18 protein-coding genes are annotated in these 23,616 nt (G+C 62.5%); 14 read left to right on the plus strand and 4 right to left on the minus strand.

Going from position 1 to position 23,616, the window contains the following annotated elements; genetic code table 11:
* Positions 1–15: 15 nt before the first annotated feature.
* The 9 genes from asnB to ACQ4WS_RS04570 all read left to right on the plus strand — a co-directional run bounded on the left by asnB (position 16) and on the right by ACQ4WS_RS04570 (position 11,712).
* Positions 16–1,884 (plus strand): asparagine synthase (glutamine-hydrolyzing), encoded by a 1,869-nt coding sequence (gene asnB, locus ACQ4WS_RS04530; RefSeq protein WP_436474031.1) that lies wholly within the window; start codon positions 16–18, stop codon positions 1,882–1,884.
* 7 nt (positions 1,885–1,891) lie between these two features.
* Positions 1,892–3,907, plus strand: coding sequence for a heparinase II/III family protein (locus tag ACQ4WS_RS04535; RefSeq protein WP_436474033.1), 2,016 nt, complete (start codon positions 1,892–1,894; stop codon positions 3,905–3,907).
* The gene (locus ACQ4WS_RS04540; RefSeq protein WP_436474034.1) at positions 3,904–5,214 is read left to right on the plus strand and encodes a nucleotide sugar dehydrogenase; all 1,311 of its coding nucleotides are present in this window, start codon (positions 3,904–3,906) and stop codon (positions 5,212–5,214) included. The genes ACQ4WS_RS04535 and ACQ4WS_RS04540 overlap by 4 nt, the downstream gene beginning before the upstream one ends.
* Entirely contained in the window at positions 5,195–6,457 is a 1,263-nt protein-coding gene (locus ACQ4WS_RS04545; RefSeq protein WP_436474035.1) for a glycosyltransferase family 4 protein, read from the plus strand. The genes ACQ4WS_RS04540 and ACQ4WS_RS04545 overlap by 20 nt, the downstream gene beginning before the upstream one ends.
* A 50-nt stretch (positions 6,458–6,507) precedes the next feature.
* Positions 6,508–7,662 carry a nucleotidyltransferase family protein gene (locus ACQ4WS_RS04550; RefSeq protein ID WP_436474037.1) on the plus strand — a complete coding sequence of 385 codons (1,155 nt, stop codon included), beginning with the start codon at positions 6,508–6,510 and terminating at the stop codon, positions 7,660–7,662.
* A gap of 20 nt (positions 7,663–7,682) precedes the next feature.
* Complete coding sequence (locus ACQ4WS_RS04555) at positions 7,683–9,137, plus strand: mannose-1-phosphate guanylyltransferase/mannose-6-phosphate isomerase (RefSeq protein WP_436474039.1); 1,455 nt, start codon at positions 7,683–7,685, stop codon at positions 9,135–9,137.
* 183 nt (positions 9,138–9,320) lie between these two features.
* Positions 9,321–9,878 carry an FxDxF family PEP-CTERM protein gene (locus ACQ4WS_RS04560; RefSeq protein ID WP_436474041.1) on the plus strand — a complete coding sequence of 186 codons (558 nt, stop codon included), beginning with the start codon at positions 9,321–9,323 and terminating at the stop codon, positions 9,876–9,878.
* 84 nt (positions 9,879–9,962) lie between these two features.
* Positions 9,963–10,541 (plus strand): FxDxF family PEP-CTERM protein, encoded by a 579-nt coding sequence (locus ACQ4WS_RS04565; RefSeq protein ID WP_436474043.1) that lies wholly within the window; start codon positions 9,963–9,965, stop codon positions 10,539–10,541.
* Positions 10,542–10,689: 148 nt separating this feature from the next.
* Entirely contained in the window at positions 10,690–11,712 is a 1,023-nt protein-coding gene (locus ACQ4WS_RS04570; protein ID WP_436474045.1) for a TIGR03790 family protein, read from the plus strand.
* Between the two features lie 88 nt (positions 11,713–11,800).
* Here the strand turns inward: ACQ4WS_RS04570 and ACQ4WS_RS04575 are convergent, their stop codons facing one another.
* Complete coding sequence (locus tag ACQ4WS_RS04575; protein WP_436474046.1) at positions 11,801–12,550, minus strand: PEP-CTERM sorting domain-containing protein; 750 nt, start codon at positions 12,548–12,550, stop codon at positions 11,801–11,803.
* A gap of 480 nt (positions 12,551–13,030) precedes the next feature.
* Between ACQ4WS_RS04575 and ACQ4WS_RS04580 the strand changes: the two genes are divergently transcribed.
* The 4 genes from ACQ4WS_RS04580 to ACQ4WS_RS04595 all read left to right on the plus strand — a co-directional run bounded on the left by ACQ4WS_RS04580 (position 13,031) and on the right by ACQ4WS_RS04595 (position 18,244).
* Complete coding sequence (locus ACQ4WS_RS04580; protein WP_436474048.1) at positions 13,031–16,024, plus strand: ExeM/NucH family extracellular endonuclease; 2,994 nt, start codon at positions 13,031–13,033, stop codon at positions 16,022–16,024.
* A gap of 10 nt (positions 16,025–16,034) precedes the next feature.
* Positions 16,035–16,673: an NF038129 family PEP-CTERM protein gene (locus ACQ4WS_RS04585; RefSeq protein ID WP_436474050.1), complete on the plus strand. Its 639-nt coding sequence runs from the start codon at positions 16,035–16,037 to the stop codon at positions 16,671–16,673.
* A gap of 183 nt (positions 16,674–16,856) precedes the next feature.
* Positions 16,857–17,576, plus strand: coding sequence for a winged helix-turn-helix domain-containing protein (locus ACQ4WS_RS04590; protein WP_436474052.1), 720 nt, complete (start codon positions 16,857–16,859; stop codon positions 17,574–17,576).
* Positions 17,573–18,244 carry a LuxR C-terminal-related transcriptional regulator gene (locus tag ACQ4WS_RS04595; RefSeq protein WP_436474053.1) on the plus strand — a complete coding sequence of 224 codons (672 nt, stop codon included), beginning with the start codon at positions 17,573–17,575 and terminating at the stop codon, positions 18,242–18,244. Before ACQ4WS_RS04590 ends, ACQ4WS_RS04595 begins: the two co-directional genes overlap by 4 nt.
* Here the strand turns inward: ACQ4WS_RS04595 and ACQ4WS_RS04600 are convergent.
* From ACQ4WS_RS04600 to ACQ4WS_RS04610, 3 genes are all read right to left on the minus strand, one after another.
* The gene (locus ACQ4WS_RS04600; protein ID WP_436474054.1) at positions 18,241–18,648 is read right to left on the minus strand and encodes a protease inhibitor I9 family protein; all 408 of its coding nucleotides are present in this window, start codon (positions 18,646–18,648) and stop codon (positions 18,241–18,243) included. The two genes, ACQ4WS_RS04595 and ACQ4WS_RS04600, sit on opposite strands and share 4 nt — an antisense overlap.
* Before the next feature lie 104 nt (positions 18,649–18,752).
* A complete protein-coding gene (locus tag ACQ4WS_RS04605) occupies positions 18,753–21,905 on the minus strand; it encodes a S8 family peptidase (protein ID WP_436474056.1) in 3,153 nt (1,050 codons plus the stop codon).
* A gap of 43 nt (positions 21,906–21,948) precedes the next feature.
* Positions 21,949–22,707, minus strand: a complete 759-nt coding sequence (locus ACQ4WS_RS04610; protein ID WP_436474058.1) for an NF038120 family PEP-CTERM protein — start codon at positions 22,705–22,707, stop codon at positions 21,949–21,951.
* Positions 22,708–23,170: 463 nt separating this feature from the next.
* Here ACQ4WS_RS04610 and gspG point away from each other — a divergent pair, with 463 nt between their 5' ends.
* Positions 23,171–23,614 (plus strand): type II secretion system major pseudopilin GspG, encoded by a 444-nt coding sequence (gspG, locus tag ACQ4WS_RS04615; protein ID WP_436474059.1) that lies wholly within the window; start codon positions 23,171–23,173, stop codon positions 23,612–23,614.
* Positions 23,615–23,616 lie beyond the last annotated feature (2 nt).

The following is a 23,616-nucleotide window of genomic DNA, read 5'->3' on the forward strand; positions in this document are numbered from 1 at the left end:
TAGGAGTTGCCAAGCATGTGCGGTATTGCAGGATTTGTACTAACTGATACGCTCGGGGAGCAACGTCCTTTGCTCGATTTGATGGCGCAAGCGATTGCTCACCGTGGCCCGGATGATACCGGCTATCTGGCGACGACCAGTGTTGATGGCCTCCACCGCGTCGGTCTCGTGCACCGGCGCCTGTCGATCATCGATCTGGCCACCGGCCACCAGCCGCTGGGCAATGCCGATGGCTCGGTGCAAGTGATTTTTAACGGCGAAATCTATAATTTTCAGCCCCTGCGCGAGCAACTGATTGCACTGGGGCATACGTTCAAAACCGCATCCGATACGGAAACCATCGTGCACGCGTATGTGCAGTGGGGCGAGGCGTGCGTGCGGCATTTCCGCGGAATGTTTGCCTTCGCCATCTGGGATGCACGCCACGACCGCCTGTTTATCGCGCGCGATCCGTTTGGCAAGAAACCACTGTTCCTGTACGAGCACGCTGGCGGCTTGCTGTTTGCCTCGGAAATCAAGGCCTTGCTGGCCGTTCCTGGTGTCGCCGTGGAGGCTGACGAGGCGGCCATCTGGGATTATTTTGCCTACCGCTATGTACCGGGTCCGGCGACCCTGTTCCAGGGAATTCGAAAACTGGCACCTGGCTCTACCCTGACATGGGAAAACGGTGTACTGCGCGAACAGGTGTATTTCACGCCCGCCGACAGCCGGCCGCGCGTGACGGCCCCGTTGCCTGCCGACCCCGTCGCCACCTTCCTCGACAAGCTCGATGAATCTGTGCGCATCCGCATGATTTCCGACGTGCCTTTCGGCGCTTTCCTGTCCGGCGGCATCGACTCGTCGGCCGTGGTGGCGCTGATGTCGCGCCATACGGAATTACCTGTCAAGACCTTCTCCGTTGGCTTCAAGGAGGGCGGCTTCAGCGAACTGGCGTATGCGGCCGATATCGCCCGTCAATTTTCCACCGAACACCATGAGTTGGAAGTGTCTGTCGACCAGGTCATCGCGCTGCTGCCTGACCTCGTGCGTTTCCGCGATGCCCCCGTGGCCGAGCCATCCGACATTCCCATCTACCTGCTGGCGAAAGAATCGCGCAAGACGGTCAAGATGGTCTTGACGGGCGAAGGATCCGATGAAATCCTCGGTGGCTACCCCAAGCACGTGTACGAGCGCTATGCAGGCAATTATCAGATGCTGCCGGGCCTGCTGCGCCGCGGCCTGATCGAGCCGGCCATTGGTGCCTTGCCGTATCGTTTCCGCCGCGCCAAGACCGCCATCGTGAACCTGGGCCTGGAAGCGTTCGACGAGCGCATGCCGCGCTGGTTCGGCATGATGTCCGACCAGGAACGCGCGCGCCTGGTGGCTATGCCGGCGCCGGCGCGCCAGCGTGATCCTTCGCTAGGCTGCGGCAGCGCGGGCAACAGCGCCTTGCGCCGCATCCTGTGCTTCGATCAGCTGAGCTGGCTGCCCGACAACCTGCTGGAACGGGGCGACCGCATGACCATGGCCGCCTCGTTGGAAGCGCGCATGCCCTTCATGGACCACGAACTGGCTGCGTATGTGTCGAGCCTGCCGGACGAGTACCGCGTGCGCGGCCGCACCACCAAGTGGATATTGCGCGAAGCCATGAAGCAGCTGTTGCCGCAAGCTATTCTGGAGCGGCCGAAAGTGGGCTTCCGCGTGCCCGTCAACGAATGGTTCCGCGGCCCCATGAAAGATTATCTGTACGAACACTTGACGGGCGCCGATTCGCGCACGCGCCACTACTACCATGCGCAAGCCTTGCAGCAGGTGCTGGCCGAGCACGTGGCCGGGCGGCAAAACCACGAGAAGCTGCTGTGGAGCTTGCTCACCCTGGAAATCTGGCACCGCCAGTATCTGTGACATGCCCATGCTGAGCAATCTGTCCTGGAAACTGAACCGCTTGCGCGTCATGGGCGCGCCCGAGGTGGCGCACCGTGTGCGCGATGCCGTGCAGCAACGGCTGCAGGCGCGCGGCTATGGCCTGGCGCTGGTGCCGCCGCCCGCCGCGCGCCAACGCTTCGGCGCGCCATGGTTGGGCCTGCCCATTGACGCCGGGCCGCACCTGGCGGCGGCCGAACGCATCCTGGCGGGCCGTTTCGACGTCTTTGCCCTGCGCGATGCGGACCTGGGTTTCCCGCCGCAATGGAACCGCGATCCGAAGACGGGCACCGTGGTGCCGCTGGGCTTCGGCAAGACGCTCAATTACCGCGATGAAGCCGTGGTGGGCGACATCAAATGTCTGTGGGAACCGAACCGCCACCTGGCCGTGGCCGACCTGGCGATGGCGTACCGCCTGGGTGGCGACCTGCGCCATGCGCACGGGGCGCAAGCCTTGCTGGAATCGTGGTGGCAGCAGTGCCCGTATCCGCTGGGGCCGAACTGGAGCAGCGCGCTGGAACTGGCCTTGCGCCTGGTCAGCTGGTCGCATGCGTGGCACTTGCTCGGTGGCATCCACAGCCCCTTGTTCCAGGGCGCGCAAGGGCAAGCCTTCTTGCAGCGTTGGCTCGACAGCATCTACCAGCATTGCCATTTCATCGCAGGCCATTTTTCGCGCCACTCGTCGGCCAACAACCACCTGTTTGGCGAGTTGACGGGCTTGCATATCGCCGCGCTCACATGGCCTTGCTGGCCGGAAAGTGCCGGCTGGCTGACGCAGACGGAACGCGAGCTGGAAGCGCAGGCGCTCAAGCAAAACGGCGCGGATGGCGTGAACCGCGAGCAAGCTATTTATTACCAGCACACGGTGGCCGACGAAATGCTGCTGTGCGTGCTGGCGGGCCGCGCGAATGGCCGGCCCCGCTCTGCCGCTTTCCTGCAACGCCTGGAAGCCATGCTGGAATTTATCGCCGCCATGACGAACGTGGCGGGCGAGGTGCCGATGATAGGCGACGCCGACGACGCGCTGCTGGCGCACTGGGACAAGGCGCCGGACGCCAATCCCTACACGTCCTTGCTGGCCAGCGCTGCGGCCCTGTTCGCCCGCGCCGATTTCAAGGCCAAGGCGCGCACCTTTGACGAGAAAAGCGCCTGGCTGCTGGGCGCGGCGGGGAGCCAGGCGTTTGACGCCTTGCCGGACGCTGCGCCGGATACCTTGCCGCGCGCCTTCCCAGAGGGCGGCTATTACGTGATGGGCGCCGGCTTTGGCACGGCCGCTGAAGTGCGCTTGACCGCCGACGCCGGTCCGCTGGGCTACCTGGGTATCGCCGCGCACGGTCATGCCGATGCGCTGGCGCTGACCTTGTCCGTGGCGGGCCAGATGGTGCTGGTCGACCCGGGCACTTATGCGTATCACACGCAAAAGCAGTGGCGCGACTATTTCCGCGGCACCAGCGCGCACAACACCGTGCGCATTGATGGCCGCGACCAGTCCGAGTCGGGCGGCAACTTCCTGTGGCTGCGCAAGGCCAAGGCAGAGTGCCTGGCGTGGCGCGATGATGCGGATGGGCAATTCTGGAGCGCCAGCCATGACGGCTACCTGGGATTGAAAGATGCCGTGCGGCACCGGCGCGATGTGCGCGTGGCGCCCGGCGCCGCGCTGATCGTGGTCGACGACGTGCTCGAATGCCAGGGCGCGCATGAGGTGGAGCTGTTCTGGCACGTCGATCCCCGCTGCCGCGTGCAGCTGGACGGCCAGGTGCTGCGTGTGGCGGGCGACACCTTCTTGCTGGACATGCATTTGCCGCTGTTGCCGGATGCTTCCGTGCAATTGGTATGCGGCAGCGACAATCCGCCGCTGGGATGGATGTCGCATCGGTTTGATGAAAAGCAAGCCGCGCCGACTCTGGTCTGGCGCGCGCAGGTGCAAGGCACGACCGCCTTGCGCACCGAGTTACGCTTGAGTTTGGCTAATCCTGATCTGTCAGAAAATACGAGGAAAACATGAAAATTAGCATATTTGGTTTGGGTTATGTGGGAGCCGTGTCGGCAGGTTGCCTGGCAACGGATGGGCATGAAGTGATCGGCGTCGATCCTAACAAGACCAAGGTCGACCTGATCAACCAGGGCACCACGCCCATCATTGAAAAAGACATCGGCGAGATGATCGCCGCCACCGTGAAAAGCGGCCACTTGCGCGCCACGGCGGATGTGCGCGACGCCGTCTTCGGCTCGGACATGTCGCTTATCTGCGTAGGCACGCCTTCGCAGCTGAATGGCAACCTGGACCTGAGCCACGTGCGCAAGGTGTGCCAGGAAATCGGCGCCGCCATCCGTGAAAAGGATAGCTTCCACGTCGTCGTGGCGCGCTCGACCATGCTGCCCGGCTCCATGCGCTCGCTCGTCATTCCGACCCTGGAAGCGGCCTCGGGCAAGGTGGCCGGCGTCGACTTTGGCGTGTGCAACAATCCGGAATTCCTGCGCGAAGGCACGGCCGTCTACGATTACTACAATCCGCCGAAGACGGTCATCGGCGAATCCGATGAAAAGGCGGGCGCGCTGCTGGTGCAGCTGTATGAAAAGATGGATGCGCCGCTGGTGCGCACGGACGTGGAAACGGCCGAGATGGTCAAGTATACGGACAATACCTGGCACGCCGTGAAAGTGGCGTTCGCCAATGAAATCGGCAACATCTGCAAGGCGGTCGGCATCGATGGCCACACGGTGATGGAAATCTTCTGCCAGGATACCAAACTGAACCTGTCGCCGTACTACATGAAGCCGGGCTTTGCCTTCGGCGGCTCGTGCCTGCCGAAAGACGTGCGCGCGCTGACCTACAAGGCGCGCAGCCTGGACCTCGATTTGCCCTTGCTCAACTCTATCCTGCCGTCGAACCAGCGGCAAGTGGAAAAGGGCATCAAGATGATCGTCGACAAGGGCGCGCGCAAGGTGGGCATCCTGGGCTTCTCGTTCAAGGCCGGCACGGACGACTTGCGCGAGTCGCCGCTGGTCGATGTCATCGAGTATCTGCTGGGCAAGGGCTACGAGCTGAAGCTGTACGACAAGAACGTCAACCTGGCCGCCTTGACGGGCGCCAACCAGGATTACATCCTGAACATGATCCCGCATATTTCCAAGCTGATGGTAGACAACATGCAGGACGTGCTCGATTTTGCCGACACCATCGTCATCGGCAATGGCGCGGCCGAATTCAAGAGCGTGCCAGGCAGCCTGAAGCCGCACCAGCACATCGTTGACCTGGTGCGCATCAGCAAAGAACAAAGTGGAGAACAGTATGACGGCATCTGCTGGTAACAAGGTGGCAGGTGCGCCACGCCGCGTGCTGATCCTGGTGGAAAACCTGCCGTCGCCGTTCGACCGGCGCGTGTGGCAGGAAGCGACCACCCTGCATGCGAATGGCTACGAAGTGTCGATCATCTGTCCCACGGGCAAAGGTTATGAATCGCGCTACGAAGCCATCGACGGCATCCATATCTACCGCTACCACCTGCCGCTGGAAGCGGAAGGGGCCAAGGGCTACCTGGTGGAATATTCGCTGGCGCTGTTCCACACCTTCCGCCTGGCGTGGAAAGTGCATTTCGCGCGCGGTTTCGACGTGATCCACGCCTGCAATCCGCCCGATCTGCTGTTCCTCATCGGCGGCTTCTTCAAGTTGACGATGGGCAAGCGTTTCCTGTTCGACCACCATGACATCAATCCGGAGCTGTACGAAGCCAAGTTCGGCCGCCGCGATTTCTTTTACAAGCTGATGGTGCTGTTCGAGCGCTGGTCGTTCCAGAGCGCCGACGTGTCGATCGCCACCAACGAGTCGTACAAGAAGATCGCCATCGAGCGGGGCGGCATGAAGCCCGAGGATGTCTACGTGGTGCGCAGCGGACCCAAGCTGGACCGCTTGCGCGTGCTGCCGCCCGTACCGGAACTCAAGAAGGGCCGCGCCTACCTGGTCGGCTACGTGGGCGTGATGGGCGCGCAGGAAGGCATCGATCTGCTGCTGCAGGCGGCGCAATACATCGTGCAAACCCTGAAGCGCGAGGATGTGCATTTCGGTCTGGTCGGTGGCGGCACCTCGCTCGAACAGATGAAGCAGATGGCGCAGGACATGGGCATCGCTGGCTACGTGACGTTTACGGGACGCGTGCCGGACCAGCAATTGCTGGAAATGCTCAACACCTCGGACGTGTGCGTGAATCCGGACGTGGCCAACGACATGAACGACAAGTCGACCATGAACAAGATCATGGAATACATGGCCCTGGGCAAGCCGATCGTGCAGTTCGACCTGGTCGAGGGCAAGGTTTCCGCACAGCAGGCATCGCTGTATGCCTTGAAGAACGACCCCATCGACATGGCGCGCAAGATCGTCGAATTGCTGGACGACCCGGCCCGCCGCGAGCAGATGGGCGCGTTTGGCCGCCATCGCGTGATCAACGAGCTGGAGTGGGAATATGAAGCACCCAAGCTGCTGGCCGCGTATGCGCGCCTGTTTCCTGCTGCCGCGCCTGCCGCTCCTGTGACCTTGAGCAAGGATGGTCGCTGACATGCGCCGCCTGGCCAGCCATCCTCAACCCTGATGGAGCATACCCGACGATGAAAGCAATGATTTTAGCGGCAGGCAAGGGCACGCGCGTGCAGCCCCTGACCTATGACTTGCCCAAGCCGATGATCCCCATCCTTGGCAAGCCCGTGATGGCTTATCTGGTGGAACACCTGGCGCAGCATGGCGTGACGGACATCATGGTCAACGTCAGCTATCTGCATGAAAAGATCGAGGAATATTTCGGTGAGGGCCACCAGTTCGGCGTGCGCATCGGCTACTCCTTCGAAGGCTATACGAATGACGCTGGCGAGGTCGTGCCTCAACCGCTCGGTTCGGCCGGCGGCATGAAGAAGATACAGGAGTTTGGCGGCTTTTTCGACGACACCACGATCGTGCTGTGCGGCGACGCCTTGATCGACCTGGACCTGGAAGCGGCCCTGCGCGAGCATCGCCGTGTTGGCGCGCTGGCGTCCGTCATTACCCTGGAAGTGCCATGGGACAAGGTATCGAGCTATGGCGTGGTGGTCAGCGACGATGACGGGCGCATCCGCGCCTTCCAGGAAAAGCCAGCGCAGGCCGATGCGCTGTCCAATTGCGTCAGCACCGGCATCTACATTTTCGAGCCGGAAGTGCTGGACTTGATTCCCTGCGACCGTCCCTTCGATATCGGATCGGAACTGTTTCCCTTGCTGGTGGAAAAGGGTTTGCCGTTCTATGCGCAGAAGCGCCAGTACAACTGGATCGACATCGGCAGCGTCAAGGATTACTGGGAAGTGCTGCAAAGCGTGCTGATGGGTGAAGTGGCACATTTGCATGTGCCTGGCACCCAGATCGCCGAAGGCGTGTGGGCCGGCCTGAACACGAGCATCGACTGGAGCGGCGGCACGCGCATCGAGGGCCCCGTCTACATCGGCTCGGGCTGCCACATCGAAGCGGGAGCGACCATCATCGGGCCCACATGGATCGGCCACGGCAGCCATGTTTGCAGCGGGGCCGAGGTGGTGCGCAGCGTGCTGTTCGAATACACGCGCGTGCTGCCTGGCGTGGTGCTTGAGGAAATGATCGTCTTCAAGGATTATAGTGTCGACCGTGCCGGGCAGATGCGCCATGTTTCCGAGTATGAGACGGATGCCTGGGGCAATGCGCGCGATCGGCGCAGCTTGCGCCGCGCGGAAACGCCGCCGGCCCTGTACGCTGCCCAATAAACTGTTTTTGAAATGAAACCATGAAAATTTATCCAGTCATCCTGTCCGGTGGTTCGGGCACCCGTTTATGGCCGCTGTCGCGCGCCGTATTGCCCAAGCAACTGTTGCCGCTGGTAACGGACAAGACCATGCTGCAGGAAACGGCGCTGCGCGTGACCAGCCTGCCCAACCGCCGTACCGGCGATAGCGGACTGGCCGGTTTCGACGTCATGCCGCCGCTGGTGGTGTGCGGCAATGAGCACCGTTTCATGGTTGCCGAGCAGCTGCGCGAGATCGGCTTGCCGCCGCTGGGCATTTTGCTTGAGCCGGTGGGGCGTAATACGGCGCCGGCCGTGGCCGTGGCTGCGCAATATCTGCTGGCCATCGACCCGCAGGCGCTGATGCTGGTCTTGCCGGCCGACCATGTCATTACCGACGTGGTCGCGTTTCACCAGGCCATCGCCCAGGCGGCGCTGCTGGCGGCCGATGGCGCGCTAGCCACCTTCGGCATCGTGCCCACGGCGCCGGAAACGGGCTATGGCTACATCCGCAGCGGCGCGCCTGTGCGTGCGGGCGCCATCGGCTGCAAGGTCGAGCGTTTCGTGGAAAAGCCGGACCTGGCCACGGCGCAGTCGTTCCTGGCCGCCGGCAACTATTTCTGGAACAGCGGCATGTTCATGTTCCGCGCCGAACGCTATCTGGGCGAGCTGGGGCAATTCCAGCCCGCCATGCTGGCCGCCTGCGAAACGGCCGTGCGCGACGGTTACCGCGACCTCGATTTCTGCCGCCTGGAAGAGAAGGCCTTCGCCGCCTGCGCATCCGATTCGATCGACTATGCCGTCATGGAGCATACGGCGCATGCGGTGGTGCTGCCGGCCGCCATTGGCTGGAGCGATGTCGGTTCCTGGTCGGCCCTGTGGGACGTGCAGCCAGGCGATGCCAACGGCAACGTGGTGCGCGGCGACGTGTATCTCGATGGCGTCAGCAATTGCCTGGTGCGCGCCGAGCGCCGCATGGTGGCCGTGCTGGGCGTGCAGGACTTGATCGTCGTGGAAACGGACGATGCGGTGCTGATCGCGCACAAGGACCAGGTGCAGCGCGTGAAACAGGTGGTCGATCACTTGAAGCAGGCGGGACGCAGCGAACATGTGCAGCACCGCAAGGTGTACCGCCCGTGGGGCAGTTATGAAGGCATCGATATCGGCGAACGCTTTCAGGTCAAGCGCATCACGGTCAATCCGGGCGGCAAGTTGTCCCTGCAGATGCACCATCACCGGGCCGAACACTGGGTGGTGGTCAGCGGCACGGCGCAAGTGACGTGCGGCGAGAAAGTGACCTTGCTGACGGAAAACGAATCGACGTATATTCCCATCGGCATGACGCACCGTCTGGAAAACCCGGGCAAGCTGCCGCTGCATTTGATCGAGGTGCAGTCGGGGAGCTACCTGGGCGAAGACGATATTGTGCGCCTGGAAGATGTCTATCAGCGCGCCTGATGTGCGGGTTTTTGCGATATCCGCACTGTGAAACTATTGGCTTTAAGAATGATGCTATAAAGTAACTTTTAATTGGGAAATAGTTAACATAAAAAATTGCTTTATGCTATGATTCTGCCTGGTTTGATCAAATAACTCATGCGGACGCGCTGGCGCGTCCGCATTTACGCTCAGTGGAATCGCATGAAGAAAAATACGTATTCGGTGCTGGCCGCGCTGGCCTTTGCCGGTTCAGCTTTGTTCGCGCAGGCAGCCTTTGCCGCGCCCGTCGACATCAGCTCCACGCCTGGCGCCGTCAATCTGGCAGCGGGCGGTTCGCTGACCTTCGGCGACAAGTTCAAAAACAATCAAAAGAGCAATTTTTTCAATGATCTGTTCACGTTCAATGTGGCACAGGCCAGCGACCTGAGCGTGGTACTGAACTCGCGTAGCAGCAGCGCGACGAATGGCCTGAACCTGACGGGTTTCGGCTTGTACAGCAGTGTTGGCAATACCTTGCTGCTGGGCGGCGATCAGTTGTTGACCGGTATTAATGGCAAGTGGACCCTGTCGTATGCCAATCTGGCTGCCGGTTCCTATTACTTGAAAGTCAGCGGTAACGTGGTCTCGAACACGGGCGCCGCTTTCAGTGCGAATGGCAGCCTGGTCTCGGCCGTGCCTGAGCCAGGTACCTATGCAATGTTGCTGGCAGGCCTGGGCCTGCTGGGCTTCATGGCACGCCGCCGCCAGAAGGCGGCTTGAGCCTGCACTGGCTGATTGGCATCCCCGTTTGCGTTTCCATCCTGCAACTGGCCTGAGCCAGTTGCAGTCATCTTGGTGAAAAGTATGAAAAAATTCCTGAAATCCCTGTTTGTGGCCGCCATGTTTGCCGGCAGCAGCCTGGCCGCCCATGCGGCGCCGGTTGACATCAGCCACGCGACGGTGGATCTGACGCAAGACTTGCTCGATTACTCCAGCAGTGAACTGCTGGGCTCGTTTTCGCTGGCATCAGGCCAGCTGGCCGGCGCGGGCAATAACTTTTTCAGCGACAAATTCACGTTCAGCGTGACCGGTTTTAATGATCTGAGCGCACTGGCGACGTCGCTCAAGCCGAGCGCCAACTCGGGCCTGACGCTGACCGGTTTCAGCCTGGGTAATGCCAGCGGTATTCTGTTTCATGGCGCGCTAGACCTGATCAATTTTACGGCGCAAGACCAGGCATGGTCGCTGCAGTCCGGTTCCACGCCTTTGGCTGCGGGTAGTTACTTCCTGCAAATTGACGGTTATGTGGCCTCGCCAACTGGCGGCAGCTATAGCGGCATCCTGGCCGTCACGCCGGTGCCGGAACCGGAAACCTATGGCATGTTGCTTGCAGGCTTGGGTTTGGTCGGCTTCATGGCACGCCGCCGCAAGCTGCAAGCCTAAAGCATAAAATTCTGTATGTGAAAAAACGGAGGCTGCGGCCTCCGTTTTTTTGTCTATTCTGTTGCACGTATGGCGCTATAATTGTTCGCAACCGTTGGTAGCTGATGCATGGCTGCTTTGATACTCTCCTCCGTGAACAAATCGACCATTGCGTACCTCTCTCTGCTTCTCACTAGCGTTTGCCTTCGGCATCGCGCATGCCGACACCACGCCGATGGTGGTAGGCCTGCAACCTTCGCAATTGGCGATCGTTATCAATGATGCTGAACCGAATAGCGTGGAAGTGGGAGAGTATTACCGCCATGCGCATGCGATCCCTGCCGCAAATATTGTCCATGTCTCCATTCCTAATCGTCCTGCCAAGCTCAGTGCGGATCAGTTCTCGCAACTCAAGGGGCGCATCAATGAGCAGCTAAAGCCGGGTATCCAAGCTGTGCTGATGGTGTGGAGCGCGCCGTATGCTGTCGAGTGTAATTCGATCACCTCTGCATTTACGCTGGGTTTTGATGCCGCACAATGCGTCAAGACCTGTGATCCTGGTAAACCCAGCGCTTATTTCAACTCGACCGTAAATCAGCCGTTTACGCAATTGGGCTTGCGGCTGTCGATGTTGTTGCCGGTGGATTTTGTCGAGGAAGCTAAGGCCGTGGTGGACCGCGGCAAGGTCAGCGGCTTTGCCGTCCCCAGGGCCACTGCCTATTATTTGCGCACCACGGAAGCCTCACGCAATAGCCGTGCTGGTTTTTTTCCGCCGGATGGCGTGATAAGCCAGCGCAAAATGACCATCAAGAACATCAAAGCCAACAGCCTCGAGGGGGCGCAAGACGTGATGGTCTATCAGACTGGCATGTCAAAGGTGGATAAGCTCGATACCTTGCGCTTCTTGCCGGGCGCGCTGGCGGACCATTTGACCTCATTTGGGGGGGACTTGCGCGGTAATGGACAGATGAGCAGCCAGCGCTGGCTGGAGGCTGGCGCGACGGCAAGCTACGGCACCGTGACGGAGCCATGCAATTATTGGCAGAAATTTCCCAATCCCACCGTCTTGCTGCGCCACTATCTGTCTGGCGTGACAGCTCTTGAAGCGTACTGGCGCAGTGTTGCCTGGCCGGCACAAGGATTGTTTATCGGCGATCCGTTGGCGGCGCCATATGCCACTTACCGGCGCTGACTATTGACGTTCCTGCGCAGCAGGGATGAACATCGGAAAAGTGCCACAGCCTTTTCTCGACGGTCGTTGCGGGCCTTTACCGTCGTTGTCATGCGGTAACTTTGACCGCATGGCGGTATTTTCGGCGTGTGGCAACGGCAATCAGGCCGAGACCGACAAACATCATCAAATAGGTTTGTGGCTCGGGAATCGGGGAAATTGGCGGCGTGACAGTCGCGATCGGCGTACTCCGGCCGCCGTCGATGCCGCCAGTGGAGCCGCCACCGCCTACGCCGCCAGCGCTTGGCGGCAGGTTGCCGCCGATGTCGCCGCTTGCCAGCAAACGCGTGTCGTCGGCCGGGAAGTCCGAACGGACCATACCAGGCTGGTGTGCTGGTTCCCAGTCGTTGAATTTTTCATTTTGTGCAAACTGATATGTTCCCGTATCGCTGGTATTCATGCCGCCCAGCTTCCCGCCTCGCGAGTTTCCAGCGCCGCTGCCTTCTTCTTCGCCCAGCATGCCAAGCGAATGGGCGCGGCCAGTCATGTACGGCTTGCGCAAATCAGGCATGGCTTCATCTGCGCCATACGTCGGCGTTTCGCCCGTGCCGTCGTTCGTGCGTGCGCCGAAACCGACATAGCCATCGAGCAGCCGGCAAGAACTGTACGTGCTTTCCATGTCGGCGTCACCGGCCTTGCCCTGTTGCGCTTGCGCGCCGCCATCGGCAGCTTCGCAGCGTTTGCTATTGTCCGCCTGACTGCGTTGCGTACTGCCTTGTGCCGATGCGGCCATCGGGGACATGCTCAGTGCGGCGGCAAGCAGCAGGGGTGTGGTAAAGCGCGTAATTGGTTTTAACATGGCTGATCTCTTTGGAAGCGTGCAACGCGTTAAGTGAGTTTTCGCTCTCAGCAGGCAATTATCGCAACAGCGCTGAAGCGCTGCTTGGCAAACTGGAGCCGCATCTCAAGGTCAGGCGTGGACGAGGCCTGTGTTATCTGACTGTGTTGCATGTGAATGAAAGCATAATTCTATTGCAAGGAATTAAACTTGTTTGTTGGAAATATATCATATTTTCCCCTTCCGCGTCTGCTAATACTACCGAGTATTTTATTGCTGTTGCTGATTAGATACCTTATTGCTTATTGCTTATTGCTTATTGGATGGCAATGCTGACACTTTGTACACAGGTCAATACTCCATTCAGCTTAATCAAATGTCATCAAGTCGTCATCCCGGGCCTTTAATATGCAAATAACAAGTCTGAAATACTTTTGTTAATTGTGGCGCGCCGGCCGATCATGTGGGGCCGGCGTCATTTTTTTACCGACCGGGATCCTCATGCACACCTCGTTTTCCCCCTTGCGCACGCCGCTGCGCCTGACCGTCATGGCCACCCTGCTGGCCAGTCTGTCCGTGCCAGCCCTGGCTGCCTCCGATATCGTCATCAGCCAGGTGTATGGCGGTGGCGGCAACAACGGCGCGCTGTACCGCAACGATTTCATCGAACTGTTCAACCGCGGCGCCAGCCCCGTCAACCTGGGCAACTGGAGCGTGCAATACGCTTCCGCCGCCGGTTCGAACTGGGCCGTGACGGCCTTGCCGGCTATCGATTTGCAACCGGGCCAGTATCTGCTGGTCCAGCAAGCCAAGGGCACGGGCGGCACGCAGGACTTGCCCGCGCCGGACGCCACGGGCAGCCTGGCCATGTCCGGCACGGCGGGCAAGGTGTTGCTCAGTAATAGCAAGACGGCCCAGACGGGCACCAGCCCTACGGGCGCCGCCGTCGTCGACCTGGTCGGCTTCGGCACGGCCAGTGGTTTTGAGGGCGCCGTGGCGCCCGCGCCATCGAATACCTTGTCGATTGCGCGCGCGCATGGCGGCTGCAGCGATACGGACGACAACAGCGTGGATTTTGCCACCGGCAGCGTGACGCCGCGCAATACGGCGTCACCGTTGACTGTGTGTGGCGGCCCTGTCGTGCACCAGATCATTAGCAGTTGCCCCGCCATCCTGGCCTTGGCCGTGGGCAATGGCGGCAACGCCGTGCTGCGCGCGTCCGACGTGGATGGCGTCGTGAACGCCGCCACCTTGAGCTCGCCGGCCGTGGCCGGCATCAGCCTGGCCAATTTCAGCGCCGCCGGCGTGGCGGGCGAGAGCGCCAGCGTCAGCCTGCAGGTGGCCGCCGGCGTGCCGGTGGGTAATTATCCTGTCATCGTCAGCTTCAGCAATGACCAGCAGCAAAGCGCCAGCTGCAAGATCGATGTCGCCGTGCAAGGCCTGGCTGCCATCAGCCACACGATTCCGCAGATCCAGGGTAGTGGCGCGGCCAGCCCCTACGCCAATTCCGTGCAAACGACAGAAGGCGTGGTGACCCTGAAAGTGGGCACCGGCTTCTTTATCCAGGATGCGGCCGGGGATGGCGATCCGTCGACGTCGGACGGCATTTTTGTCTACACGGGCAGTACGGCCACCACGGTGCAACCGGGCGAACTGGTGCGCGTGACGGGCACGGTGTTCGAGTACACGCCGTCGGGTGCAAAGAATTCCTACACGGAATTGAAGGACGTGACGGCCATCCTCACGCAAAGCGCCGGCCACAGCGTCGTGCCGGCGAATGTGACCCTGCCGAACGAAAACCTGGCCGCCGTGGAAGGCATGCTGGTGCGCTTCACGCAACCGTTGACCGTCTCACAAAACGCCTACCTGGGCGCGCGCGGCGAGCTGAGCCTGTCAGCGGGACGGCGCGAAGTGCCGACCAACCGCTATCCTGCTGGCTCTGCCGAGGCGCTAGCCTTGATCGCGGCCAATGCGAGCAACCTGATCGTGCTCGATGATGGCATTTTCGTCACGCCGCCCACCATTCCTTACATCGGCCAGGATAGTACCGTGCGCAGCGGCGACACGCTGGCTGACCTGACGGGCGTGCTGGATTTCGGCGCCATCGGCGGTGGCGGCGCCGCCTACAAATTGCAGCCGACGCAGACGCCGCAGTTTTCGCGCGACAACCCGCGCGGCGGCGCGCCAGAATTGGCGCCAGGCAATGTGAAAGTGGCCAGCGCCAACGTGCTCAATTTCTTTACGACCTTCACCAATGGCAATAACGTCTTTGGCCAGACGGGGCAGGGCTGCACCTTGGGCAGCGGCAACAGCAAGAGCAATTGCCGCGGCGCCGACAATCTGGCCGAATTCGTGCGCCAGCGCGACAAGATTGTGGCCGAACTGAAAGCCATCGATGCGGACGTGGTGGGCTTGATGGAAATCCAGAACAATGGCGAAATAGCCGTCACTTACCTGGTCGAGCAGTTGAACGCCGCCATCGGCGGCGTCACGTATGCCGTGGTGCCGAAGCCGGCCGCCACGGGCACGGACGCCATCCGCGTGGCGATGATCTACAAGCCTGCCAAGCTGGGACTGGTGGGTGGCGCCTTGTCGGATGCCAACGCCATCAACAACCGTCCGCCCATGGCGCAAACCTTCCGCGCCGCCAATGGCGAGAAGTTCTCGCTGGTCGTCAACCACTTGAAGTCGAAGGGCAGCTGCCCTTCGAGCGGGCTGGACGCGGACCAGAATGACAGCCAGAGCTGCTGGAACGCCACCCGCGTGCAGCAGGCCCAGCGCCTGGTGGGCAGTTTCGTGCCGCAGGTGGCGGCCGCTGCGGGCGACGCGGACGTGCTGGTCATCGGCGACCTCAATTCCTATGGCGCGGAAGACCCGATCCAGGTCCTCACGGGCGCCGGCTTCGTCAATGAGCTCGAGCGTTTCGTGCGGCCGTCCGGCATGCCGTATTCCTACGTGTTCGGCGGACAGAGCGGCTACCTCGACCATGCGCTGGCCAGTGCCTCGCTGAGCCCGCAAGTGGCCGGCGTGGCCGAATGGCATGTGAATGCGGACGAGCCGGAAGTGATTGACTACAACATCGACTCGGCCAAGCCGCAAGACTTGTACAACGCCTTGCCCTACCGCGCCTCGGACCACGACCCCGTCGTCGTCAGCCTGGACTTGCAGCCCGCCTACCGCGACATCACGGCCGGCGTGGCGCAAGCCAGCTCGGGCCTGACGGTCAACCGCGTGACGCAAAAATACGCGGGTACGTTCTCGTTCACCAACACGGGCACGAGCACCCTGGCTGGGCCGTTCCAGGTGGTGTTTGGCGGCTTGCCGGCTGGAGTCAGCCTGGCGAATGCCACGGGCAGCCATGCGGGCGCGGCTTTTGTCACCGTCAACGCGGCCAGCCTGGCGCCGGGCGCGACGGCCTCGTTTGCCGTCAGTTTCACCAATCCGTCGAAAGTGACGATCAATTATTCCGCCAGCATCTTTGCCGGCAACTTCTAAGGACACCATCATGTTGACAACGACACTTAATCTCACCCTGCGCCGTGCCATCCTGGCCGCCTTGCTTGCTGGCAGTTCCAGCCTGGCGCTGGCCGATCCGCTCGGCTACCGCGTGGAAATCGACACGAGCCAGTTTTCGGGCGCCGGTTTCCTCGATTTCGCCTTTATTGCCGGTAACAGCCCGGCGCCGGGCGCCAGCGCCGTGCTCAGTAATTTCTCGGGCGCGTTTGGCGCGCTGGCGTCGCAGGAAGGCAATGTCAGCGGCAGCTTGCCCGGCACCTTGACCTTCGGCAATAGCGGCGCCTACAACGACTGGTTTCACAACGTGACCCTGGGCGGCAAGTTCGGTTTCAATATCGTCTTTGGCGGCGACTTCCTGAACACGGCCGGCAATGCGGGCACGACCTTCGGCGTGGGCTTGCTCGACGCCACGGCCACGTCCTACCTGGGCAATGTGAATGGCAACCTGCTGCAATTCGAACTGACCCCGCTCAACGGCGGCTTGCCGGCGACCATCGCCGGCAGCACGTATGCCAGCATCGCGTCGATCTCGGCCGTGCCGGAAGCGTCGGAATGGATGATGCTGACGGGCGGCCTGGCGCTGATCGGTTTTGCCCTGCGCCGCCGCCAGCCTGTCACACGCACATAGTCTTGCCAAGCAGAGCACAGCGCGCCTGCGGGCCGCTGTGCTTCGTCTATTTATTTGAAATAGCTATAAATCAGGAAACTAAATTGTATTGGTCAGCGTTTTACGCTTGATGCATAGTAAAAAACTTGTCGGGCAGTCTAGTTTTTTCATGACTGCTGCCAACTTTTTTCGGGAGATGCATCGATGCCTGACCATATCCTGGTGCTGGACCCTGCGCCCGCCATGCAAGCGCTGCTGGCGCATAATCTCGCGGGCGCCGGCTACCGGGTCAGCTGCGCCCTGGATGCGCGCGGCGCGCTGGCGCTGCTGGCGGCCGACCCGCCCGACATGCTGCTGCTGGAATGGGAGCTGCCGGATGCGTCCGGCATCGCGCTGCTGCGCCAGCTGCGCCAGGATGGCGTGCTGTGCGACTTGCCCATCATCATGCTCAGCGCGCGCGACAGCGAACAGGACAAGGTACTGGCGTTGGAAAGCGGCGCCGACGACTATCTGTGTAAACCTGTCGGCCCGCGCGAAATGTTGGCCCGCGTGCACGCGCTGCTGCGCCGGCGCGCGCCAGCGGCCTTGCGCGCCGGCACAGGCTCAAGCGCGGCCGGCGCGACCGCCTTGCACCTCGACCCGCACACCCGGCGCGTGACGGCCGGCAGCGTGCCCCTCAACCTGGGCCGCTTGGAATTCAAGCTGTTGCATTTCCTCATGGAGCATCCGGGCAGGGTGCATAGCCGCGCGCAACTGCTGGACCAGGTGTGGGGCCATGCCGTGTATCTCGACGAACGCACGGTTGACGCCCAGGTGGGACGCTTGCGGCAAGCTTTGCTGCCGGGCGGCGGCGGCCACCGCATCGAAACCGTGCGCGGCAGCGGCTACCGCTACCTGGCCGCCGATGCCGCCGTGTGCGCATGATGCTGCTGACGGAGCGGGAACAGGAATACCTGCTGCACGCCATCCTCGGCGCGCATGGCATCGCCGTGCCAGGCGACTTCTTCCTGTGGAGCCAGGGGCCGCTGCAAACGCTGTTGCCGCACGACATTTTAATGTGCGCGCAGCTAGGCGCCGACGGGGCCGTGCTGCGCAGCGAAGCGTGGCACAGTAGCGTGCCCGATCACGCGCAGCTGCGCGAGCGCCAGGGCCAGCTGGGGCGCCTGGCGCTGGCCTGGCGCGCGGGCGGACGGCAGGCGGGCGTCATCGATGGCGTGCTGGTGCATGGCAGCGTGGGGCAGGCTGGCGGCAGCTTTTTTGCCCTGTTCGCCATGGGGAGCGTGGACGCGGCGCGCCAGGCCTACGCGCTGGAATTGCTGCTGCCGTATCTGCACGTGCACTGGCTGGCGCTGCAAGGCAGCCCGCGTGCGACCCTGGCCGGTCCGGGCGCCAGGCGCGCAGCCAGTGCGCGTGAACTGGAAGTGCTGCATTGGGTGCGCGAGGGGAAGAGCAATGACGAGGTGGGGCAAATCCTCGGCATCAGCGGCGCCACCGTGAAAAGCCATTTGCAGCGCATCTACAAATTACTCGGCGTGAGCAACCGCACGCAGGCCGTGTCGCGCGCCATCGCGCTGCGCCTGCTCAGCCACTAGCGCTGGTCCTGCATCCTGCCGTTGCCGCCCCCATCTTGCGTGTGTTCGACGCTGCCGGGCGATACCCTTGCCACGTCGGGGCTCGCTTGCAGGCGCGCCACTTCGGCTGGTGTCAGCATGGCGGCAAAGCCGTTGAAGGTCATTGTGTAGCGGTATTGCACGGGGGCATCGGGCACCAGCGCCAGCACGGCGCGCTGCTGCGCTTCCAGCCGGGCCGTGTAGCGCCGCGCGGCGTCGCTGTTCGTATCGAGCCCGTGCACGCCGTCCGCCTGCGAGGCCAGCGGCGGGGCGCGCAATTGCACCAGATAGGATAGTCGCGTCGCAGCGGCTTGCGCCGCGAGAGGCAGCACATGGAGGCTGGCCATGCCGGCCAGGATGGCAATGCTGAGGCGAAATGCGGACATGCAAGCTCCTTTGGCGCGTGGCGCCCATGCGCCGATTGTACGCGCGTCGCGCATAAAAAACGCGCCCCGCAGGGCGCGCCGTGTTACCGCCTGGAGCGCTGCCGTTACAGCTTGGCGTCCGCTCTCACGTTGCGCTGGCTGGGGACGGCCAGCGGCAACGGGCTGTTGGTTTCCACCGACAGCACGGTGGTGGACGCCGCAGCGTTGTTGCCATCAAGGAAGACTACGCCGCCCAGGTAGCGCTTGCCCGTTTCCAGACCCGACCAGCTGACGCCGGCCGTGGCGCTGCCGCCCACATACACCTTGCCTGGCAGCGTGGCTTTCAGGTTGCCGCCCTTGTCGGCTGTCGTGACGACGGCCGTCGACAGGCCGAAGCCGGTCGACGCGCCATTCGCCAGTTCGTAGCCGATCACGCACACCTTGTAGCTGCCTGCCGCCGGGGTGGTCACGCTGATAGCCTCGTTCGAGCCGGCCGTGGCCGAAGTGGCGACAGTCGCGCCGGCGCTGTTGAGCAGCAGCAAGTCGAGGTCATTGCCGGCGCCTTCGCTGGTGTCGCGGTCAAAGGTTTCGAAGCGCGCCACGACCGTGCTGGCCGGAATGCTGACATTGACCACGCGCACGCCGCTGCCGCCGGCCTTGCAGGCGGCAGCCATTTGCTCCAGCGTGTCGACGCTGCCCGGCGCTGCCTGGCTGATGGTGTGCTCGCCGCGCGCCACTTCCTTCAGGCCGCCCGTCGCGGCGCCTACCTTGCCGGCAAAACCGGTGGACAGGGTCAGCGAACGCAGGCCGCTGACCTTGTCGGCCCGCAGCAGTGCCGGCGACTGCACCGCGCGGCCCGAGCGGGCCGTGACGGGGCTGCGTACCGTATGCACGCCGTCGCTCCACACGAGGGCGCCATACTGCCAGGCGTTGTCCGGCGCCGTGGTGCGCGTCAGCGTCACGGTAAAGGACTTGGTTTCGCCGGGCGCCAGCGCCAGGGTGGCAGGCGCCACCGCCACGCTGTAGCCGCTGACCGAGGCGCTGGCCGTGTAGGTGGCGCTGCTGCTGCCCACGTTGGTGACGCGGCGCGTCACCGTTTGCGTGCCCAGCACGTTGCCGATGGTGATAGACGGCATGTTCAGGTTGTAGCCGGCCAGGGTGCCGCCCGCGCATTCGGCCGTCATGCCGACGCCGCACATGTATTTCTTGTAGTCAGCCAGTCTGGCGTCATACACGAGGCCGGGATCGGTCGCCTTGTTCGGCGTCACGTGGCCGGCACCTTGGCCCCATGGCAGGATGCCGCGCGCGTCGCCGGCCTGAACGTCGGGCAGGGTGGCGCTGCCGGTGGTCATCAGGGCCGACTTGATGGCGGCAGGGCTCCAGTCAGGATGCTGCTGGCGCAGCAGGGCGGCCAGGCCGGCCACGTGCGGGCTGGCCATCGAAGTGCCTTGCAAGAAGATGTAGGCTTGCGCCGGCACCAGGCTGCCATCCTGCACGGCGTCGCGCTGGGCGCGCGACAGGGCAGGCGTGCCGCCGGCCAGGATATCCACGCCAGGCGCCGTGACGTCCGGCTTGAGCAGGTTGGCGTCGTACAGGTTCGGGCCGCGCGACGAGAAGTCGGCCACCACGGGCGCGGCAGGGCCGTTGCCATTGGTGACGAAGCGCGAGATGGCGGCCGTGGCCGCGCCCGTTTGCGCCTGGGCATTGATCAGCGCGCCATCGGCGGCGCTCACGTGCACGGCCGGCAGCACGTGCGGGTCGGACACCAGGCCCACGCCCGTGTCGACCAGCACCATGCCGGCGCCGCCTGCTTCCAGCACGGCGGCGCCCTTGTCGGTGCGCGCCGTGGTGCCGCGCAGGCAGCTGACGACCTTGCCGGCCACCTTGGCCGGGTCCAGCAGAGCCACGCCGCCATTGTCGCCGGCGCGGTAGCACAGGGCCAGTTTTTGCGCATCGGCGCCGGGCAGGCCTGCATCCTGTGCGCGGATCAGGGTTGTGGCCGGCAGCGGATGGTAGTTGAGCGAGGCGCCCGTGTACTTGGCGCCGTTGCCCAAGGTCACCGTGGCCTGGTTGGCGCGGTTGTGCGTCGAGGCGGCCACCGTGGTGATCCACGGGCTGACGTGGGCCACCGTGTTCGCCGGTCCCGCATTGCCGGCCGAGGCGGCAACGAAGACACCGGCATTCGAGGCATGCAGGAAGGCTTGCTCGACGGGATCGTTGACGCTGGCGCCGCCGCTGATCGAATAGTTGATCACGTGTACGCCATCCTGCACAGCTTTTTCGATCGCCGCCACGCTGTCGCCGCCGTAGCAGCCATTTTTTGCGCCCGTGGGCTGGGTCGCCAGGTTGTAAGACCAGCACACCTTGTAGACGGACAGGCGGGCGCGCGGCGCCACGCCGGAAATGGCGCCCAGCGGCGAGCCGCTTACCGTGACGGGCACGCCCGCGTTGCCACCCGCAGTGGACGATGTGTGCGTGCCGTGGCCGCCTTCACCGCTGGGATCGCCAACGGAATCGCGCGGCGAGGTGAATTCGCTCCAGTGCTGGATCTTGTCCGTCTCGGTCAGGCGCACGGCGTTGAAGTATTGCGCGCCCAGCAGCTTGTTATTGCAGTGGTCTTGCGTAAAGCCTTCACCTGTCTGGCAACTACCCTTCCAGGCGGCCGGTGCGGCGCCGTATGCCAGGGTGGCGTTCGGGTCGAAGGTCGGGACGCCGTTGGCGTCGACCTTGTCCGCGTATGACAGGTTTTCCGGCCACACGCCGCCATCGACGATGCCGATGATGATGTCTTCGCCCGCATGCTGCTTGCCGCCCAGCTGGCTCCACAGGCCGCCCGGCTGGTCCAGGCCCAGGAAGCTTGGCGTGTAGTTCGTTTGCAGGGCGCGCGGCTCGTCGGGGGCGATGCTGGCCACTTCGCCGCTCGCTTGCAACTGGCGCACTTCGGCGTCGGTCAGCAGGGCGGAAAAACCGTTGAGGACGATCTTGTACTGGTATTGCACCGGTGCGGCGGCGACGAGTGCTTGTACCCGGGCTTGTTTCTGCTCGAGGTAGTCGCCGTACAGCTGCACTTGCGTGCTGGCCAGGTCGAGGCGGCCGCCGGCGGCAGGCTGGGTGGCGCCCAGGCCATCCACCGAGCCGGTGTAGGAAGCGATCGGTTTATCGGTCAGCTGCACGATGTAGGGGCGGCGCAGGTCGTCGGCGTGGGCCTGGAAGCTGAGGCTGGCGAACAGGCTCAGCACGGCGAGCGAAATGGGACGCAAGGCGGGACGGAATGTCATGTCGGGTTTCCTGGTAACGGTAGCGGGAATCGAAAGGGGGAGATCAGGCTTGCTGGCGGCGGCGCGCCGCGAAACCGACCCCTGCCAGGCCCAGCAGCATCATCGCGTAGGTCGATGGCTCCGGTACCGAGGCGACGATATTGTCGAGCGCAAACTGGCCCTTGTTGGTGCTGAAGGCGTTGCAGCTGCCGGCCGTGTTGCAAGTGAAACCGAAGAAGGCCAGCGAGGCGAATTGCTGGCTGCCGAAGCTGGCGCTGGTGTTGTAGCGTTGGAACTGGAAGTTGCCGCCGATGGGGCCGCCTAGCTGGTATGTTTCATACAGGGAAGAGCCGTCAGCGTAAAAGCCTTGCACGCGCAGCAGGCCCGCCACCGCCGGATAGGTGACGCCCTGGGCGTAGCCGATGAAGCTGGCGTCGAAGCCTTGCAGGCTGACGCTGCCGCCCGGGTTCAGTGGATCGAGGTAGACGATGCCGTCGTTGAGCGATGCATAGTAATTGCTCGTATTGTTGGTCGGGCACGCCATGCCGCAGGCGGCCGGGTCCGTGCCGTCGAACACGGCGCCGACCAGGTCGCCATAGCTGGCGCCGGGCACATTCGAAGCGCCCGTCAGCAGGAATTTGCCGACTTCCAGAGCGTCGCCATGGCCGACGAACTGGCTATCCAGATGGTCAAAGTTGATCACATCCGCCATGGCGGCGGGGGCGCAGGCGGCGGACAGGGCCAGGATGGCGGCGCCGGTCCACTGCTTGGCCGAGAAGAGACTTGCTGCGGAAGCTGCCTTCGAATGCACAATATGAGTCATGAATTTTCCCTTGGTAATTATGTAGGATGCAATATGTTTTGCGTCTGGGATGCTCTTTCCTGCGTGGACGAATAAGACCAATACGTAGAAAATTGACTTTTACTATAGCAAAAGAGGCAATTTCATTGTTTAATATTCTTGCAAATTTAATTTGAAAGTTACAAATAATGAATGAATAAAATTCATTACTCACTATGAATTAGTAACCATTAGTAGTTAGTTTCCGCATTGAAAATAGTTGAGTGATTGACCAGCCAGTCAAGCGCGTATCGCCGTGGCGGTTTCGCGCACACTGGATGGTTTCCGCCGGAATTTGTTGTTCACAGTGCAAAGAAAAGATTGTATTAACCATAACCGGCATGGTAGGCTGGTAAGCATCAGGCAAGCGCGTGTCGCCCGTGCGTGGCCATCCGCCGCGCGCAGCGACACAATGTATTGAAGGTGGGCAATAAGGAGTTACCGGATGCATGCAGCACACAGGCAGAACCTTGCGGCAACGCGCCATGCGCGCGGCTTTACCTTGCTCGAACTGTTGGTCGTGATTGTCATCATCGGCTTGCTGGCGGCGTATGTCGGCCCCAAATATTTCGCCCAGTTGGGCAAATCCGAAGTGACGGTGGCCAAGGCGCAGATCGAGGCGTTTGAAAAATCGCTCGATACCTACCGCCTCGATGTGGGGCGCTACCCCACTACGGAAGAGGGTTTGGCCGCGCTGCTGGCCGCGCCGCCCGCCGCCGGCACGCGCTGGAATGGCCCCTACCTGAAAAAGGCCGTGCCGCTCGACCCCTGGGGCCATGCCTATCAATACCGCGCGCCCGGCAGCAAGGGCGAGTACGACATCGTCTCGACGGGCAAGGATGGCCAGCCGGGCGGCAGCGGCGAGAACGCCGACATCAGCTCGCAATAACG

It is taken from the genome of Janthinobacterium leeuwenhoeki, from assembly GCF_051380795.1.
Classification (GTDB): Bacteria; Pseudomonadota; Gammaproteobacteria; order Burkholderiales; family Burkholderiaceae_D; genus Janthinobacterium.